Source organism: Dysgonomonas hofstadii, assembly GCF_014196915.1.
GTDB classification, from domain to species: domain Bacteria; phylum Bacteroidota; class Bacteroidia; order Bacteroidales; family Dysgonomonadaceae; genus Dysgonomonas; species Dysgonomonas hofstadii.
In genome coordinates this window covers 45,115-60,822 of sequence record NZ_JACIEP010000005.1, presented here as the reverse complement: position 1 = coordinate 60,822, position 15,708 = coordinate 45,115, and the positions used below count along the sequence as shown (strand labels likewise).

Genomic DNA, 15,708 nt, shown 5'->3' with positions numbered 1-15,708 from the left:
GGAAAGAGGCTGCCTGAAAAATAAAAACGGGCAGCTTTTTCTTATTTATACTGTGGGTAAACTCATCCCCGTTATCTTACGGTAAAGATCCAGCGCAAATACATCGGTCATCCCCGATACAAAATCGAGTATGGCCATAAGTTTGTCATAAATCAAATCCGAGTCCGCCTGAAACTGCTCGGGTATGCGGCTCAATATAAGTTTCGAATATTCGGAACCGGGAGTCTGCATAGCGGTGATAAATGTATCTAACAGGAATCCGATAATACGGTGTCCGGCCAGTTCAATATCCACTACATCTTTCGATTTATATATTTTGCAAACACTCACCTGGGTAGCTTCCTTATTAGCCTTGTTCGGTATTTCCGATATATGTTTTATAAGAGACCCTTCGAAATCGCCCTGTAAAATAAGATCTTCATTATCCATAAAAACCTTTGCGCATTCATCAACCAACAAACCGATAACAGAAGAACGCAAATAGGCGATCTGTTCGTTAGTATCACTGACTACCTGCATTGTTTTGCGCATCTTAGCCTGACGTTCATCAGAGAAGAAGTTCATAAACAAGCTGATAGTTTGTTCGGTAGACAATAAGCCAAGCTTATGAGCATCCTCCATATCCATCACTTTATAGCAGATATCGTCGGCCGCTTCCACAAGATACACTAATGGGTGACGGCTATACTCTAACGGGGATTCCTCTACGCAACGCATACCCAGCGAATCGGCTATTTTTTTGAAACCCTGTTCCTCTGGCTGAAAGAAGCCAAACTTACCCTTCCCCTTATCGGCCAGAGACGAATAAGGATATTTGGCAATAGAGGCCAGCATGGAATAGGTCATTACAAAACCGCCTCTGCGGCGACCATTAAACTGATGGATAAGCATACGGATAGAATTGGCGTTCCCTTCGAAATTTACAAAATCTTCCCAGCGTCCGCCCTCTTCTCTAATCTGCTGTTCCAGTTGCCTCCCTTTCCCGTCTTTAAAATAGCTGGTGATAGCCCTTTCACCCGAATGCCCGAACGGAGGATTTCCCAGATCATGAGCAAGGCATCCGGCGGCGACAATAGAGCTTATTTCTTCGAAGTCGGCCAAAGAGTCAGGATGTTTTTCGCGTAATTCCCTGCCTATAACGACACCCATCGACCGCCCCACAGACGACACTTCTATACTATGTGTCAATCTGTTATGCACAAAGATACTACCCGGAAGCGGGAATACCTGGGTTTTGTTTTGCAGGCGGCGGAATGGTGATGAAAAGATAAGCCTGTCATAATCGCGCTGAAAATCGGTACGGTCATGATGCTTGTCATCGTGGTACTCTTCCATACCGAAGCGCTTTGCCGAAAGAAGTTGTTGCCAGTTCATTGTATTTCTTATTTTGAACATCAAAGATAAGGCTTTTTAATAAATTCCGGACTTTATCTCTAGCTATCAATTTAATATAAAGGTTAAGACCTGTTTTATCAACCATCTCGCTGGCGCAGACATCTTGTCTGTGCCTCCTCGAACGATCTTTTTGCTTCCTTCGTCCTTTCGGATTTGTAATCCGATGAAACGAAGATCCGATGAAACGAAAGTAAAAAACAGGATGAGTTATAAAACAAAAAGTTACAAAAGTTACACTTTTACACCTTTTTTCACGTTGTTTCTTTTATGCTGTATTTTCGCTTCCTGTGACTTTTACAATATCCTTTATCACTCAGTATCTTTATACTGTTTTTAATATTCTTTACTGACGTATTTTTCGTATCGGCCGGAATCTTATTATCCGCTACCGCTTGCTCCCGGTCAGTGTCATTCATGCTTTTTTCAGGAATTTCCGGCGCTTCGGTTTTGGCTTCGACAATTTTACGATTTTCCTCCTGTCCGTCATTCTTCATTTTTAATTTTTCATTCTTCATTTTTAATTTATGATCCGCCCTGTCCAGTATCATTTTTATGGTTCTAAGGTCGGGAAGGCGCTCTTTCCTGCACACCACCCGCGATTTGAATTTCAGTTTACCCGGGTCCGTTTCTTCGGGAACATATGTGTCTTTTTCTTCGGTGACCGTATGTCGCTTAAGCCGCTCTTTGATAGAAGAATAGGCCATCGACAACAATACTTCGCCACGATATTCCATCGCGTCTTCTATCTCTTCGTTGAAAGCGGGGTTTTCACGCTTCCATTTATAAAACGTGTTCCTGCTGATACCGATCGCTTTGCAGATATCCGACACGCTGCATAATTCGTCTGCGATGAGCGCAGTGATCTTCTTTGCTAATGTTTCGTTATACTTTGACATAATTGTTTAAGTTTTTGGCCCCTCCATTGCCTCCGCCTTCGCTTTGGCGAACGTTGTTTCTCCCCTTGGGGCAGGGCTGTTAAGTTCTGAAGTTTATACCCTCTTTGTCATGTTGAACGGAGTGAATTGCAAATCGCCGAAGCGAAGGCGAGGCAAACATCTCTTGTAAGATAAGAGATCCTTCGTTTCACTCAGGATGACAGCAGAAAATAACAGAACAAAGCAGAGAACTTAACAGCCCTACCCCAAGGGGGTTAGGAGGCCTGTTCTCCGCTATAGATAACCGGCAAAGCAGATCAATAATATTTTTAAGTTAAAAATCCTTATCCGGGTTCTTTTTATAAGTACATGACAAAAAATAGAATATAAACCTATACTGCCCTTACAGGGCGTCCTTTTAAGGTTTATGTTTCCCGACCCAAGGCGTTGCCATTGAGGGTGTGTCAAAAGTAAGATTACACTATCAAAGTGTTACTTTCCTTTGTCATTCTGAGTGTAACGAAGAATCTCAACTCTCAAAAGGAGATCCTTCACTCCGTTCAGGATGACAGAAAGAAATCAAAAATTACTTTTGGGACAGCCTCTTTCAGGCCATCCGGAAAGGAAATAGGCTGAAAGCCTGATATATTCTAGCCCGGGGCAACGCCCCGGGTACTGATAACCCAAGAGGTTACGCCCTGTAAGGGCAATATAATAAGCCTTTTAGATATATGTAAAATATTTTTTGTTATGTGCTGTGTTCTTTTTCATGTACTGTGTTCTTTTTGTAGTATCCGGCCGGGGTTTCCTTTAACCGGTTTATGGCTTTTTCCAGCTCATCGTTCTGATTTTCCAGTTGATCATTTTCATGTTTGTATGCCGAAAATAATTTCCACAGACAGAACAGCAGTAAAAACAGGGATGTAAAAAACAGGATAGCGAGAACTGATATTATAAAGGCAGGAGGGTTGAAAAGCAAACTGGAACACAAGCCTATTGTGATTATTCCCCAGATAAAAAAGAGTGTGATTACATAGAATACGACCGGTCTTTGTTTTTTCATACAGTTAAAAAAGAAGCATGGAACATGATTCACCCGCACAAAGAAGGTTCTGGAAAACCCTGCAAAACGAGATCCACATGCCCATGCCCATACTGGCATGAACAACTGTAAACCTCTCTTGTTTTGCTAAAATTTTCCAGATTTTCTTTGTACAAGAGAAATTAATTATTCACGTATATTTTTTTGCAACGCTTTGCAAATTATGTCAGCTGCAAAGTTAGCATTTTCCGGTCAACTTTAAAAAGAATTCCGTTTTTACTTATCGTTCTAATATAACATGAATTCAATATAGGAAATAGCATATAACATCTCGCTGGCGCAGACATCTTGTCTGTGCCTCCCCGAACGATCTTTTGCTTCGCAACACACAGACTGGAAGCCTGCGCCAGCGAGGAGATGCTTCCTATCGTCAGCATGACAAAAAGATATAAAATTAAAAAGTCAAGATGACTTCTCTGTGTTGAAAAAGTCAAGATGAGATTGTTAATATAAAAACTACATTTTCATTTTCCAGGTTCCTTTTTCCAAAACCATCCTATTTGTTTTCTCCTCTGTCGACCCGTCGCCATAGGTAGTTTTCAGTACCACTTTTGCGGTTTTCCCGTCTTCATCGATAGTTTCCGATACCACTTCAATATCCTTGATGCCGCCTTTCGCTTCTATCTTTTTTTTAGCTTTATCCAGCATAGCGGCAAGCATGGCTTTTCCTGCTTCAATTTCCTTCTCGGAAGTATCTTCTCCCATAGCAACACCTTCTATAAACTTATCATAATCCCCTGTTTTGAAATAATTCATATACTTCTTAGCAGCTTCGCCCGGAGAATTTCCCGAAGAAGAACAGGCTGAAAATAAGAAAATACATGTAACCAATAACCCGAATAAATAAATAGCATTCTTTTTCATAACATTTTAAATTTGAGTTATACTAAAAATTATATATAAGATCCAAATCTGAACTCTTCTCGATATCCGACGGGAAAATATATGTCCCCCGCAAACCCGGGATTGTAACTTCGCTGCGTCTGTTTTCTGTTAAATCCAAACCTTGTTGATCATATACATGATATACAAATTCGGTGCAATACATTTTCAGTGTATCATTCAGATCATATTGATGATCGAAGAGGATTTTCCTGTTAAAAAGATCCAGTGCCCTGCCTGCTGCATTCCGGGCTAAAGTATCATTCGTTACGCGCATCAACGCCCCTGAATTCGCCCTTTCAGCACTAAAAAAGACATTCAGATCATCAATTTTTACCCTGTCTTCATCACCTTCAAAATCGGGCTCATCGGGTACTGCATGAACGACCTGCCATTTATCATTATATTTCACAACTATACCGATATGGGAATAATATCCGGCCTTATCAGCAGAGAGTACCGCCCTGCTGGCTACACTCCTACCCTGGCGGAATACAATATCTCCTTCACTTAATTGAATATCTTTGGGAAAAACAAAATACGGCCTTTGCTCTGCTTCGTGGCATGAGAAAAGAATCCCATTAAGGCAAATTATAGAGACAGCCAGATTAACCCTTACTTCCATAGTATCGCAACTATAGTTTGGTATTTGATTTCCTTTTATAAATATAACGAAAGCCAGGGGCAAGCCAAACTTGTTTGAGCTTGTCCGGGGCACATCTTATATTCTACAAATATAAAAGAATCTATTGCCGGACAAACTATTTTATTCCATTTATTGTTATTAAACATATAAAAACTAGCTTTTTAACTTTTCAAACCAAAATAAGCATTAACCGGCTTTATTGGAAAGACGATGCGAAAAGACTACTTTTGTAAGCAAATCTGACAGGCGGCATCACTAAATGAAACCAGACAAATCATATACAGTTGCACTTATAGTTGCTATTGCGTTTTTTATGCAAGGCTTAGACACCACTGCCGTAAATACTGCTGTCCCCGCTATGGCACGGTCATTCGGGACGGATGTAGTTCATCTTAGCGCAGGGGTTACATCTTATCTTATAGCTCTGGCCATATTTATTCCTGTCAGTGGCTGGATAGCCGATCGCTACGGTACACGTAAGGTCTTTTGTACCTCCATCATATTGTTTGTTCTGGCTTCTGCCCTTTGTGGTACAGCCCAGAATCTTAACCAGTTTGTCGCATTCCGTATCTTTCAGGGTATAGCCGGAGCAATGATGACCCCTGTAGGCAGGTTGGCTGTATTAAAAGCCACGCCAAAAGAAAAACTGGTAACAACTATGGCCTATATCACATGGCCTGCCCTTGTCGCTCCTATCCTCGGTCCTCTTGTCGGAGGATATCTGACTACATACTGGTCGTGGCACTGGATATTTTACCTGAATATTCCTATCAGTATAGCTTGTGTACTCTTAGCGTGGTATCATATTCCTGAAGAAAAAGAGGACGGACAACCTAAAAAACGTTTCGATGCCGTCGGTTTTGTGCTCAGCGGGCTGGCACTGGCCGGATTTATGTATGGTGTAGAATTATTAAGCCGGAAAGAAGTTCCATATTATGTATCTGCAATAATAGTTCTGGTCAGTCTGGGTTTATTATTCTTTAATGTCCGTTATTCACGGCACATTTCAAACCCGCTGATAGACTATACTATCATAAAAATACCTACCTATAAAATCACAATTTTCACAGGATCGTTATCGCGCATGGTGATCGGCGTAGCTCCTTACCTGGTACCGTTGATGTTTCAGGAAGGTTTTGGCCTGAACCCTTTTCAGTCGGGGATGCTTTTTCTTGCCACTATGGCCGGAAACCTGACTATGAAACCTGCTACGATATGGATCATGCGCCACTATAATTTCCGTACGGTATTAGTGGCAAACGGATTTTTAGTCGCATTTTTCACATTCCTCACATCATTACTATTGCCAACTACTCCTGTCATATTAATAGTTGTTGTTATGTTCTTGTCGGGGATGTTCCGGTCTATGCAGTTCAGTGCGATCACAACACTGGCCTTTGCCGAAATACCTCAGGAACGTATGACCTCGGCTAACACCTTATACAGCACCGTACAACAAATGTCTACAGGTATGGGTATTGCCATGGGCGCCGTATTTCTCCGGTTTGCCAATATGATAAACGGAAGCACCGAACATTATACGGTGCCTGATTTCCGCCTAGCCTTTATTTTTGTAGCCATACTGGGTGTTATTTCACTGTATGGTTTCACCAAACTTGCTCCTGACGCAGGAGATGCAGTAAGAGGACTTAAAAATAAAAAATGAAAAATTACTAGTATCTCATAGTCCACAATTTATACTAATCAGTTTTTAAAATATTCTCGCAAAGACGCAAAGAATAATTCAGATACGAATAGACAAAATACAAGACACAGTTTTTTTTACTCGTCTACTTGTGCCTTGTTTACTTGTCAACTTCCATATTTCCCTTTGCGTCTTAGCGACTTTGCGAGAACTTACTTTTTATATTGAACTACTGAGTTGCATAATTCATAATTTTTCATTCTTAATTCTTCTTGCAGCTTTTTTATAGATTTTTACATCCTATCTATTAGAAAGCTTAAAACAAGAACATCTATAACCTAAAATCAGGAATTATGAAGACTAAATTACGTAATCTTCTTTTTTGTATAATTCTGATCGGTACTTTCTTTATTAACACATCATATACACCTTCGGTATATGATTACGTGCCCATATTTATGGAAAGGTCCGAATTGGAAAAATCGGTATTTTATCAGGATAAAGGACGGGAACTGGTCTCCCCGGGGAAAATTTATTACAAAGCACCTTATATCTACATCAATGAACAGTATAAAGGTGTCCATGTAATCAACAATTCAAATCCGGAAAAACCTGTAAACGAGGGATTTATCGTTACCCCTGGTTGTATCGACATGGCCATAAAGGGTAACATTCTATATGTAGATAACTCTGTAGACCTTGTGGCCTTCGACCTGAACACCAAAGAGGTAACAGAACGTATCAAAAATGTTTTCCCCGAGCCTGTGCCACCACACAATCTCTATTATTACATCAACCGCCCCAATGGCTTTATACTGGTAGGCTGGAAGAGAGCCCAATAAAAAAATGAAAATTATGAGATACAACAATATAATAAAAAATACAGTTTTGGCTGTTGTTCTCTGCCTGGGAACAATGATAGCCTGCTCTGATGACAGTTCGGGCTTCAGTTATGCAGATGGTGGCAGCGGCATTGGCGGATCGATGGCACGGTTTACCATCAACGGAGACTATATGTACACTGTAGACCAGACAACACTAAAGACATTCGACCTGTCTACAGCCGGTAAACCAAAATATCTTGAAAGAAAAGACCAGTATATGGAATTTGGGATAGAGACCATTTTCACGATGGATACCTTACTGTTTATCGGATCGCAGGATGGTATGTATATCTATAACATCACCCGCCCCGAATTTCCTCAGCAAATGTCGATGACACGCCATATACGTAGTTGTGATCCGGTAGTAGCACAGGGTAAATATGCTTATGTAACCCTTAATTCAGAAAATACCTGGTGCGGGAACTCGTCCAATCAATTGGAAATATTCAATATAGAAGACCCGTACAATCCTAAATTAGTAAGGACCGAGACCGGATTTAAGCATCCAAGGGGACTAGGGGTGGATAAGAATAAATTATTTATATGCGACGACGGCATTAAACTTTATGACGTCACCGATCCCGAAAAACCTAAATGGATAGATGACTTCACTCATATACCCGAAGCTGTGAATGCCGATGCATATGATGTCATTCCCTTGAACGGGCTTCTGCTCGTTACCGGAGCAAACGGCCTTTACCAATTCGATTATAGTGGAGACAAGCTGGCATTCGTAAGTAAAATAGAAATAAACAGAGAATAAGGTCTATGAAAATACATATAAAACGAACCGTATTTATTCTCCTTTTATCCCTATCCGGTTCACTTATGGGACAAGAAGTAAAAAAGAGAAACACACTGGAAGGTTATCCTAAATATACTATCGCTGTACAACCGTTTCATCTGATGAACGGCACATTGAAACTTGATTTCGAAACCCAGTTGAAAAGCCCGAAAAACTGGCTTCAGTTAAGTATTTCCGGTTCTTATCTGGGCACAAGAGATATGTACTCATCGAACTATTCGTGGTCTACTTTCAATTCTGACTTCAACGATTTTTCCGGACTGAAGGGATTTGGACTGGGTGCAGCTTATAAATCCATTATTTATTCCACCTGGCTCTATTATAGAGCAGGAGTTGCATACGATCATTACAGGGTAAAATATCCGGGATTCGGTTATTTTCCTTATATAGAAGACGGACTCACTTATTATGAATATCACTGGACACAGCAAAAGCAGATTTTCAACAAGCTTTCATCGAGTATCTGCATTGGGATGCAATCGCACTTCAGCAATGTTCTCTTCTTCGATGCATATATCGGCATAGGCTATGCTTATAGTATGTATGATAAAGACAAAAGATCATTCGAAGAGGGAATGTACGGATTTGGCCGCAGAGGCGCATTTCTTGCCGGAGGTGTAAGGATTGGAGTGGCATTCGGTAAGTGATTAATCTAGATAATAATAAATAAAGGAGACTTTCCTAAAAGGATTTACTCTCTCTTTGTCATTCTGAATGTAATGAAGAATCCCGACTCTCAATTCGGGAAAAGAGATGTTTCACTACGTTCAACATGACAAGGAGAGTGATATTCTGATAGTGGCTTTTATTGGAAGAATACTCCCTTATTTTATTCCTTGTCTGATAATATTATTCAGCCGATGTTATCAATGTAGTGGGTATTTTACCCGAAACAATATCAATGATACTCTGCTTCAATACCCCATAACTTATCTGGTCACTAAATTTTACCCCGCACGAGTAACGTTCCGATCCTTTTGTCATAATTACATTTCCGCTGATCTTACCATCCGGCGCAGGAGTATATTCCAGATAAATTGCGGATTCTATGCTTCCGGTATTGTCCAGTACATAAAAAATATTCTTGACCACTACTTCATCTGTGATGCTTTCATATCTTTCGTAACCTGCGACGCTCATATTGCCTACCGGGAAATGTTCTATACCGAACATATCTGCCAGACTGGAGTCATCTAAATAGCCGTTTGAATATGCTTTGTATAAGATCGCTTTATTTTTACCGGCATTATCATAATCACCGATAGCGTTATAGCACTGAATAAGTTTTTCGATCGAATAATAGTCATCGGGGAAATATTCTATCAACTCATTATATATCTCTGAGGCGGCTTTATATTGCTTGTTATCATATTCCGTCTTTCCTATGTTGTAAAGAATCGTTACATAAAGTTCCTTGTCCTTCACAACTTTTTTCTTTGCTTCATAAAATGCGTCCAGCGCCCTTTTATGATCGTCAATTCCCATATAAGCCACGCCCAGCATATAATATGATTTTTCTGATGGGTTGGATACTTTCAGCGCTTTTTCATATTCTGCCAATGCTTCATTATATTTTTCCTGCACATAGTATACATCGCCCAGAGCGATATAGTAATCGGAGTTATCAGGGGACAGCTTTATAGCTGTTCTAAATTTATTTATCGCCTGCTGGTGATTCCCGATCATATTAGTTACAATCCCATCCACATAATATGCCAGAGCCGATTTAGGATCTTTCTGCGTAGCCATCTGAATAAAGATAGTAGCGCTCTCCAAATCCTCGAACTGAAGATATGATTGTGCCACATAGATAAGTTCAGTTACAGAAAGTGAACGTGGTTTTCCTGCATATTGGTCTATGATTTCCTGATATTGCTCGTTTTCATACATCGATTTTATATCTTCATCAGGTTTTACGACCTGCAGATCATAGGGGAAAGATATATTTGCATACGCCACTCCTGTAAAAGCAATTATCATTAATGTAAACAAAACCTTTTTCATAATATTAATATTTGTGTTAGATATCAGTGTTTAAGTTATAAATAGATCTCCGGTTTCAAAACCATTTTTGCTTCCTCATCCACAAATAAGTAGACGCCGCTATTGCAATCAGCAATATCCATGCTATAAAATAGCCATATTCCCAATCTATTTCGGGCATAAACTTAAAATTCATACCCCACACCCCGACGAGAAATGTCAGCGGAATAAATATAGTGGAAACGATTGTCAGACGCTTGATTATTTCATTCATCCTCAGATTATTGTTATTATAATACATATCCGACAATGAACTCAGCGATTCGTGGAAAGAGACCAGATCTCCTAATGTAGTGCGCAAACGATCATCGAAATCGTCGAAGTAAACAATATTCTCGTCCTTTATAAGCTTGTTGGTATTGCGTAACAGATTACTATATTCTTCACGAAGCGAAATCAGCGATCGTTTTATATGAGTATAATTTACACGGCAGATGTGCAGAAAGCCTAATGTATTGCCCGAGTCTTTTCCGGCAATAAGCTGATCTTCTATTTCCGCCAGTTTATCCTCTATACTCATCACGGCATTTATATTAGACAGGTTCACAATGTTGAGGAGTATATAGAGCAGGAAATCAGCGCCTTTCTCGCGTATGAGGATATTATTATCGTTTATTTCCTTCTTCACATCCTCGAAAACCGGAATCGCAGCTTCCTGAAAACTGATTATAAAATTCTTACCCATAATAAAGGCTACCTGCATATCATCTATATTCAGGGAATCGTTCTCCAGATAGAAAGAAGACATCAGGACAAATGTTACCTCATCGTAGGCCACAACTTTTACCACCTGCTGATCGGAAAGCAGATCTTTTACATCGAACCCGTGAAGGCCAAATTCAAGACATATTCTATTCACCAAAGCTGCATCCGATATACCTGTAACTTTAAACCAGTTGACCTTTGTCTTATCAATTGATTCTTTCAATGACGATTGCGGAGGTATGTTTTTAACATCCAGATGATGAGAATCATACTGTATCAATTCGATAGACGTCTGTATATCTTTGTCGCCAAAGTACGCAGGCTTGGTCAGTATATAGTTTCTCTCCGGTAATTTACTCTTTATTCTTTTTAACGTCCTTTTCCCCATGATACCAGTATTGATATAGGAATTTATAAACCAAAAATAAGAATAAAATACTATATTTACACACTTAACAGAATTATTTAAGGCAAGATATCCTTTTGTTTCTTTGCTAAGCATAACGGTTAAAGCCAGTTGTGAGTAAAAATATATCATTAATACATTCTGTTATTTTCATCCGGAGAAGTTGAACGAAACAAGAACAAACGACAAAAAGAATTTATGAAAGAGGTTCTGAATATATTAAAACAGAAAAAGCTTCAGTCGCTTTTTCTTTTTTATGTCATACTTCTGGTGCCTTTTTTATGTCCGCTTGCACAGAATCTGAATTTCATTGATAAGGTTGCAGTCTTTGTTGTTTGCGGCCTTTTGTTTATGGCGATACAGATATTATCGCTTTTCATCGATTCCAGAGCAGAGAAAATTATATATTCCATCCTTCTGGCCATATCCATCATACCCGGTTCTATCTATCTGGGCTATTTACTCTTTGCAGGAGTACTTCTGGAACAGAACAGCGTAACAAGCCTCTTCGAGACAAATCCTGAAGAGAGCAAGGAATTTGTCGCTTACTACCTAAGCATCTGGGTTATAGCCGGAGTGCTTGTATATGCCGCCATTCCGATAGTGATGATATGCCTGATGAAGCCATTCGAGCGGTTGAGTAAAAGAAAACATATCTACTTATTTATCCTTAGTCTTTTTGTTATCTTTTCCATTATCGGGTTCAACCAACTATCACGCTCTGTATATTTCATAAATATTTATAAGACCTTCATCAGTTATAAGCTGCGGACAAGCAACGAAATAAAATCAATAAAAGAGCGGCAGAATGAGGAATACAAAGTAGAATCTGCCTTTACCGACTCCGTTCCTCAAACCATAGTTGTAGTCATAGGCGAATCGCTGAATAAACGGCATATGTCGCTTTACGGATACGGAAGAGATACCAATCCCCTACTCTCCTCCCTGGGTGACAGTCTGGTTGTTTATCAGGATATAGTTTCTCCGCAGGTACATACAATTCCGGTGATGCGATCTCTTTTATCTATGTCTGAACTGGATCATTCGAACTACTTTACGGAAAAGCCATCTCTTTTCGAGCTTTTCAACCGGGCCGGTTACGAAACTTATCTGATTAGCAATCAGGAATTCAGTAATGAGTATAAATCCAGTTACGATATCCTGCTTAGCCTGGCAAAGAAGAAGCTTAATCTGGCGCCATATAAGCAACACGACGACATCGTTTTACCAGTACTGGATTCGGTATTAAGCAAGAAAAATGATAAAAATAAACTTATACTCGTCCACCTGATAGGAAACCACATGGCTTACGAATTCCGGTATCCGAAAGAGTTTATTGTCTTCAACTGTAAAAAAGACTGTCTGGTTCCGAAAGCACCATATATGGATAAAAATGATGTGATGACAATAGATAAATATGATAATTCGGTCTTATATAACGATTTTCTTATACATAGCATTATCCGCTCTTTACAAAATCATGATACCGATAATTCGACCATGATATATTTCTCCGATCACGGTGAAGAATTATACGAATATCATAAGTTCGCAGGACATGCTTATGAAAAAGTATCGCCTCCGATGTGCGAAATACCATTTGTAGTATGGATGTCCGAATCGTACAAAAAAAACAGGCCTGACCTTGTATTTGACAAGAACCGCCCCTATTCGTCAGCTGATTTTATTTACTCCGTCTCCGATATTGCCGGATTAAGATACAAGGACTATAATGACAACAGAAGTTTGTTTTCTCAGAAGTTCGCTCCGAGAAAACGTTTTGTAGGAACAAAAAAATATGAAGATATAAAAAAGAAGTTCAATGAATAATTATGAGTTATGAATTATGAGTGTTTTTTTGCAATTTATAATTCATAATTTAAATTCATTTACGGTCTTGTATCAACCGGTCTGCCATTGCTTTACCTAGTGCAATACATTCATCGTAGGTATTTATGCTTATTGCCTGTCTCATTTCAACAGGATTACCTACAACTTCGAATTTTGTATCGATTGCAAATTGTGCCAGACGTTTCACTGCTGCCCCTGCCCATGTGAACGATCCGAAATAACCGAAGTAACGGTTCTTCATATCACGCCCTTCGATCTTCGACAGTAAATATTCCACTTCAGGATATAGCTTGTTATTGTACGTCGGCGAACCCACTATCAGTCCTTTATACTTAAATATATCGCGAATGATATAAGAATGCGAACGCTTCGATACGTTATGCATTATTATTTCACGGATTCCCTGTTGTGCCAGTTCGTATGCAATTGTCTCAGCCATTTGTTCAGTGTTTCCATACATGCTGCCATAGGCAATGACAACACCTTCATCTCCCTGATAGCGGCTTAGTTTGTCATATATGCTGATCACCTTTTCTATCTGATCGGGCAAAGTCCATACAGGCCCGTGTGTAGAACAGATATATTTTATATCCAATGTTCCCAGCTTTTCCAATGCCTTTTGTACAGGTGAGCCGAATTTGCCTACTATATTTGAATAATAACGGATCATTTCATCATAATAACGTTCAGGATGAAGCTGAGCATCTGTAATCCCTCCGTCCAGTGTTCCGAATGTACCAAAGGCGTCACCGGAAAATATAATTTTATCGGTAGTATCGTAGGTCATCATCGTCTCCGGCCAGTGTACCATAGGAGTCATGTAAAACACCAGATTATGCTTCCCCAGCGACAATTGATCTCCGTCATCTATTACTATCACGCCATCATTAATACCATAAAATCCCTGCACCATATCGGCAGTCCGTTTGTTTCCCACAACCTCTACATTCGGAAAACGGCTTCTTAGTAATCCGAGAGACCCTGAATGATCGGGCTCCATGTGATTGATTATCACATAATCGAGTGGTTTTCCGGCCAGAGCTATCTCCAGTTTATGGAAAAATATATCGGAATAACATACATCTACAGTGTCGAATAATGCAGTTTTCTCATCTACTATCAGGTATGAATTGTAAGAAACACCTTTAGGCAAAGGCCATAAATTTTCGAAAAGATGTTTTGTACGGTCGTTTACGCCAATATAGAATAAGTCTTCTTTTATTGGAATTGGTTTTAACATATTATCTGGTGAATTTTAATAAAGCGAATATTACTTTTTATTTATATTGTTCCCTATCGGCTCTTTTTTCTTCAGGGCACTCCATACCAGCCAGACACCCCATATAACAAACGGAAGACTAAGCAATTGCCCCATATTCATACCGATGGTCTCCATCATTTGCACTTCAAATTTTTCCTGTATGTTCTTGATAAATTCTATCAAAAAACGGGAAAAGAAAATGCCGATCAATGAAATCCCCAGAATGAGCCCTGTCCTATTTTTAGCTGTAGTCTTATAAAACAAATATAGTCCCAGTACGAATATGAATAAATAGATCAATGCTTCATATATCTGAGTAGGATGAGCAGGGAGTCCACCACCGCCACCCTGATCGAGAGGCCAGCTCCACTTTTGATCTCTCACAAAATTAAAACCCCAGGGCATGGTAGTCGGGCCACCGTATATCTCAGAATTCATAAGATTGCCCAGACGAATGGATGTTGCACCAATAGCCACTCCGACCACAAGCCTGTCGAGTGTCTTTATCGACATTTCACGTGTGGTATATACCATTGACACACAAACTCCGATAAAGAATCCCATAAACACAAACTGATATAATAACAGATCCAGAGCAGATTCAGCCCCTGTAACCAGTTTATAGATATAGTAGCTAGCAGCACCCAATACAAGCCCTATCAATGAGGATATTCCCAGATGTTTCCACTTCAGCTTTTTTGAGGTCACCTTCAACGAATAAAGACAGACTCCTATAGTCATGCCAATAGCTCCTCCATGACTAGCCAGTCCTCCTTCCCAGACTTTCAGCAGTTCGATAGGATTGGACAGGTATGCCACCGGATCATAAAACAGGCAATGCCCCAGACGCGCACCAATGATAAGCCCAATCAAAACATACATAAACAGAGAATCGAACCAGTTATCTGGTAATTTCTCATGCTTATACATACGTTGTACAACCAGGGTACATAACAAAACACCTCCTGCCCAGAGAATACCATACCACCGGATGGCGCGCCCAAACAAGGAGAAAGCTTCGGGAGAAACGTCCCATGTAATAAATGAAAGCATATCGGCAACTTTATTTTTTGGTTTACAAAGATATAAAAATAGTAATCACATCAGGCTTTTCAGTTCAAGAAGTTAGTTATCCAATTCTTTAAAATATGTAATACTATTCATTATGAATCAGATAAAAGGACTAACGAAAACAATCCGGCATTGTC

14 protein-coding genes are annotated in these 15,708 nt (G+C 39.7%); 5 read left to right on the top strand and 9 right to left on the bottom strand.

From position 1 onward, the window contains the following. Nucleotides 1-45: 45 nt before the first annotated feature. From dgt to GGR21_RS07690, 5 genes are all read right to left on the bottom strand, one after another. Nucleotides 46-1,374 carry a dGTP triphosphohydrolase gene (dgt, locus tag GGR21_RS07710; RefSeq protein ID WP_183306887.1) on the bottom strand — a complete coding sequence of 443 codons (1,329 nt, stop codon included), beginning with the start codon at nucleotides 1,372-1,374 and terminating at the stop codon, nucleotides 46-48. 272 nt (nucleotides 1,375-1,646) lie between these two features. Beyond that, on the bottom strand, nucleotides 1,647-2,291 hold the full coding sequence (locus GGR21_RS07705; RefSeq protein ID WP_183306633.1) for a phBC6A51 family helix-turn-helix protein: 645 nt from the start codon (nucleotides 2,289-2,291) through the stop codon (nucleotides 1,647-1,649). 727 nt (nucleotides 2,292-3,018) lie between these two features. Beyond that, nucleotides 3,019-3,333, bottom strand: coding sequence for a hypothetical protein (locus tag GGR21_RS07700; protein ID WP_183306632.1), 315 nt, complete (start codon nucleotides 3,331-3,333; stop codon nucleotides 3,019-3,021). Between the two features lie 495 nt (nucleotides 3,334-3,828). Next, nucleotides 3,829-4,236 (bottom strand): DUF4878 domain-containing protein, encoded by a 408-nt coding sequence (locus tag GGR21_RS07695; protein WP_183306631.1) that lies wholly within the window; start codon nucleotides 4,234-4,236, stop codon nucleotides 3,829-3,831. Between the two features lie 22 nt (nucleotides 4,237-4,258). Next, the gene (locus GGR21_RS07690; protein ID WP_183306630.1) at nucleotides 4,259-4,879 is read right to left on the bottom strand and encodes a YiiX/YebB-like N1pC/P60 family cysteine hydrolase; all 621 of its coding nucleotides are present in this window, start codon (nucleotides 4,877-4,879) and stop codon (nucleotides 4,259-4,261) included. A 280-nt stretch (nucleotides 4,880-5,159) separates the two neighbouring features. On the opposite strand from GGR21_RS07690, the gene GGR21_RS07685 reads away from it, so the two are divergent. From GGR21_RS07685 to GGR21_RS07670, 4 genes are all read left to right on the top strand, one after another. Beyond that, nucleotides 5,160-6,566, top strand: a complete 1,407-nt coding sequence (locus GGR21_RS07685; RefSeq protein ID WP_183306629.1) for a DHA2 family efflux MFS transporter permease subunit — start codon at nucleotides 5,160-5,162, stop codon at nucleotides 6,564-6,566. A gap of 332 nt (nucleotides 6,567-6,898) precedes the next feature. Then, entirely contained in the window at nucleotides 6,899-7,387 is a 489-nt protein-coding gene (locus tag GGR21_RS07680; protein ID WP_183306628.1) for an LVIVD repeat-containing protein, read from the top strand. 13 nt (nucleotides 7,388-7,400) lie between these two features. Next, nucleotides 7,401-8,192 (top strand): LVIVD repeat-containing protein, encoded by a 792-nt coding sequence (locus GGR21_RS07675; RefSeq protein ID WP_183306627.1) that lies wholly within the window; start codon nucleotides 7,401-7,403, stop codon nucleotides 8,190-8,192. Nucleotides 8,193-8,197: 5 nt separating this feature from the next. Next, entirely contained in the window at nucleotides 8,198-8,881 is a 684-nt protein-coding gene (locus tag GGR21_RS07670) for a hypothetical protein (RefSeq protein ID WP_183306626.1), read from the top strand. 202 nt (nucleotides 8,882-9,083) lie between these two features. Here GGR21_RS07670 and GGR21_RS07665 read toward each other — a convergent pair whose 3' ends face one another. Beyond that, entirely contained in the window at nucleotides 9,084-10,238 is a 1,155-nt protein-coding gene (locus GGR21_RS07665; protein WP_183306625.1) for a tetratricopeptide repeat protein, read from the bottom strand. A gap of 55 nt (nucleotides 10,239-10,293) precedes the next feature. Next, nucleotides 10,294-11,370: a magnesium/cobalt transporter CorA gene (gene corA, locus GGR21_RS07660; RefSeq protein ID WP_183306624.1), complete on the bottom strand. Its 1,077-nt coding sequence runs from the start codon at nucleotides 11,368-11,370 to the stop codon at nucleotides 10,294-10,296. Between the two features lie 216 nt (nucleotides 11,371-11,586). On the opposite strand from corA, the gene GGR21_RS07655 reads away from it, so the two are divergent. Continuing rightward, complete coding sequence (locus tag GGR21_RS07655; RefSeq protein ID WP_183306623.1) at nucleotides 11,587-13,218, top strand: sulfatase-like hydrolase/transferase; 1,632 nt, start codon at nucleotides 11,587-11,589, stop codon at nucleotides 13,216-13,218. Between the two features lie 55 nt (nucleotides 13,219-13,273). Here GGR21_RS07655 and GGR21_RS07650 read toward each other — a convergent pair whose 3' ends face one another. Together GGR21_RS07650 and lgt are read right to left on the bottom strand one after the other, a co-directional pair. Next, nucleotides 13,274-14,479 carry an FprA family A-type flavoprotein gene (locus GGR21_RS07650; RefSeq protein ID WP_183306622.1) on the bottom strand — a complete coding sequence of 402 codons (1,206 nt, stop codon included), beginning with the start codon at nucleotides 14,477-14,479 and terminating at the stop codon, nucleotides 13,274-13,276. 30 nt (nucleotides 14,480-14,509) lie between these two features. After that, on the bottom strand, nucleotides 14,510-15,553 hold the full coding sequence (lgt, locus tag GGR21_RS07645; RefSeq protein WP_183306621.1) for a prolipoprotein diacylglyceryl transferase: 1,044 nt from the start codon (nucleotides 15,551-15,553) through the stop codon (nucleotides 14,510-14,512). Nucleotides 15,554-15,708 lie beyond the last annotated feature (155 nt).

Excerpts from the sequence above, each read along its gene's own strand:
- dgt (WP_183306887.1), bottom strand. The coding sequence starts at position 1,374 with ATGAACTGGCAACAACTTCTTTCGGCAAAGCGCTTCGGTATGGAAGAG.
- GGR21_RS07705 (WP_183306633.1), bottom strand. The coding sequence starts at position 2,291 with ATGTCAAAGTATAACGAAACATTAGCAAAGAAGATCACTGCGCTCATC.
- GGR21_RS07700 (WP_183306632.1), bottom strand. The coding sequence starts at position 3,333 with ATGAAAAAACAAAGACCGGTCGTATTCTATGTAATCACACTCTTTTTT.
- GGR21_RS07695 (WP_183306631.1), bottom strand. The coding sequence starts at position 4,236 with ATGAAAAAGAATGCTATTTATTTATTCGGGTTATTGGTTACATGTATT.
- GGR21_RS07690 (WP_183306630.1), bottom strand. The coding sequence starts at position 4,879 with ATGGAAGTAAGGGTTAATCTGGCTGTCTCTATAATTTGCCTTAATGGG.
- GGR21_RS07685 (WP_183306629.1), top strand. The coding sequence starts at position 5,160 with ATGAAACCAGACAAATCATATACAGTTGCACTTATAGTTGCTATTGCG.
- GGR21_RS07680 (WP_183306628.1), top strand. The coding sequence starts at position 6,899 with ATGAAGACTAAATTACGTAATCTTCTTTTTTGTATAATTCTGATCGGT.
- GGR21_RS07675 (WP_183306627.1), top strand. The coding sequence starts at position 7,401 with ATGAGATACAACAATATAATAAAAAATACAGTTTTGGCTGTTGTTCTC.
- GGR21_RS07670 (WP_183306626.1), top strand. The coding sequence starts at position 8,198 with ATGAAAATACATATAAAACGAACCGTATTTATTCTCCTTTTATCCCTA.
- GGR21_RS07665 (WP_183306625.1), bottom strand. The coding sequence starts at position 10,238 with ATGAAAAAGGTTTTGTTTACATTAATGATAATTGCTTTTACAGGAGTG.
- corA (WP_183306624.1), bottom strand. The coding sequence starts at position 11,370 with ATGGGGAAAAGGACGTTAAAAAGAATAAAGAGTAAATTACCGGAGAGA.
- GGR21_RS07655 (WP_183306623.1), top strand. The coding sequence starts at position 11,587 with ATGAAAGAGGTTCTGAATATATTAAAACAGAAAAAGCTTCAGTCGCTT.
- GGR21_RS07650 (WP_183306622.1), bottom strand. The coding sequence starts at position 14,479 with ATGTTAAAACCAATTCCAATAAAAGAAGACTTATTCTATATTGGCGTA.
- lgt (WP_183306621.1), bottom strand. The coding sequence starts at position 15,553 with ATGCTTTCATTTATTACATGGGACGTTTCTCCCGAAGCTTTCTCCTTG.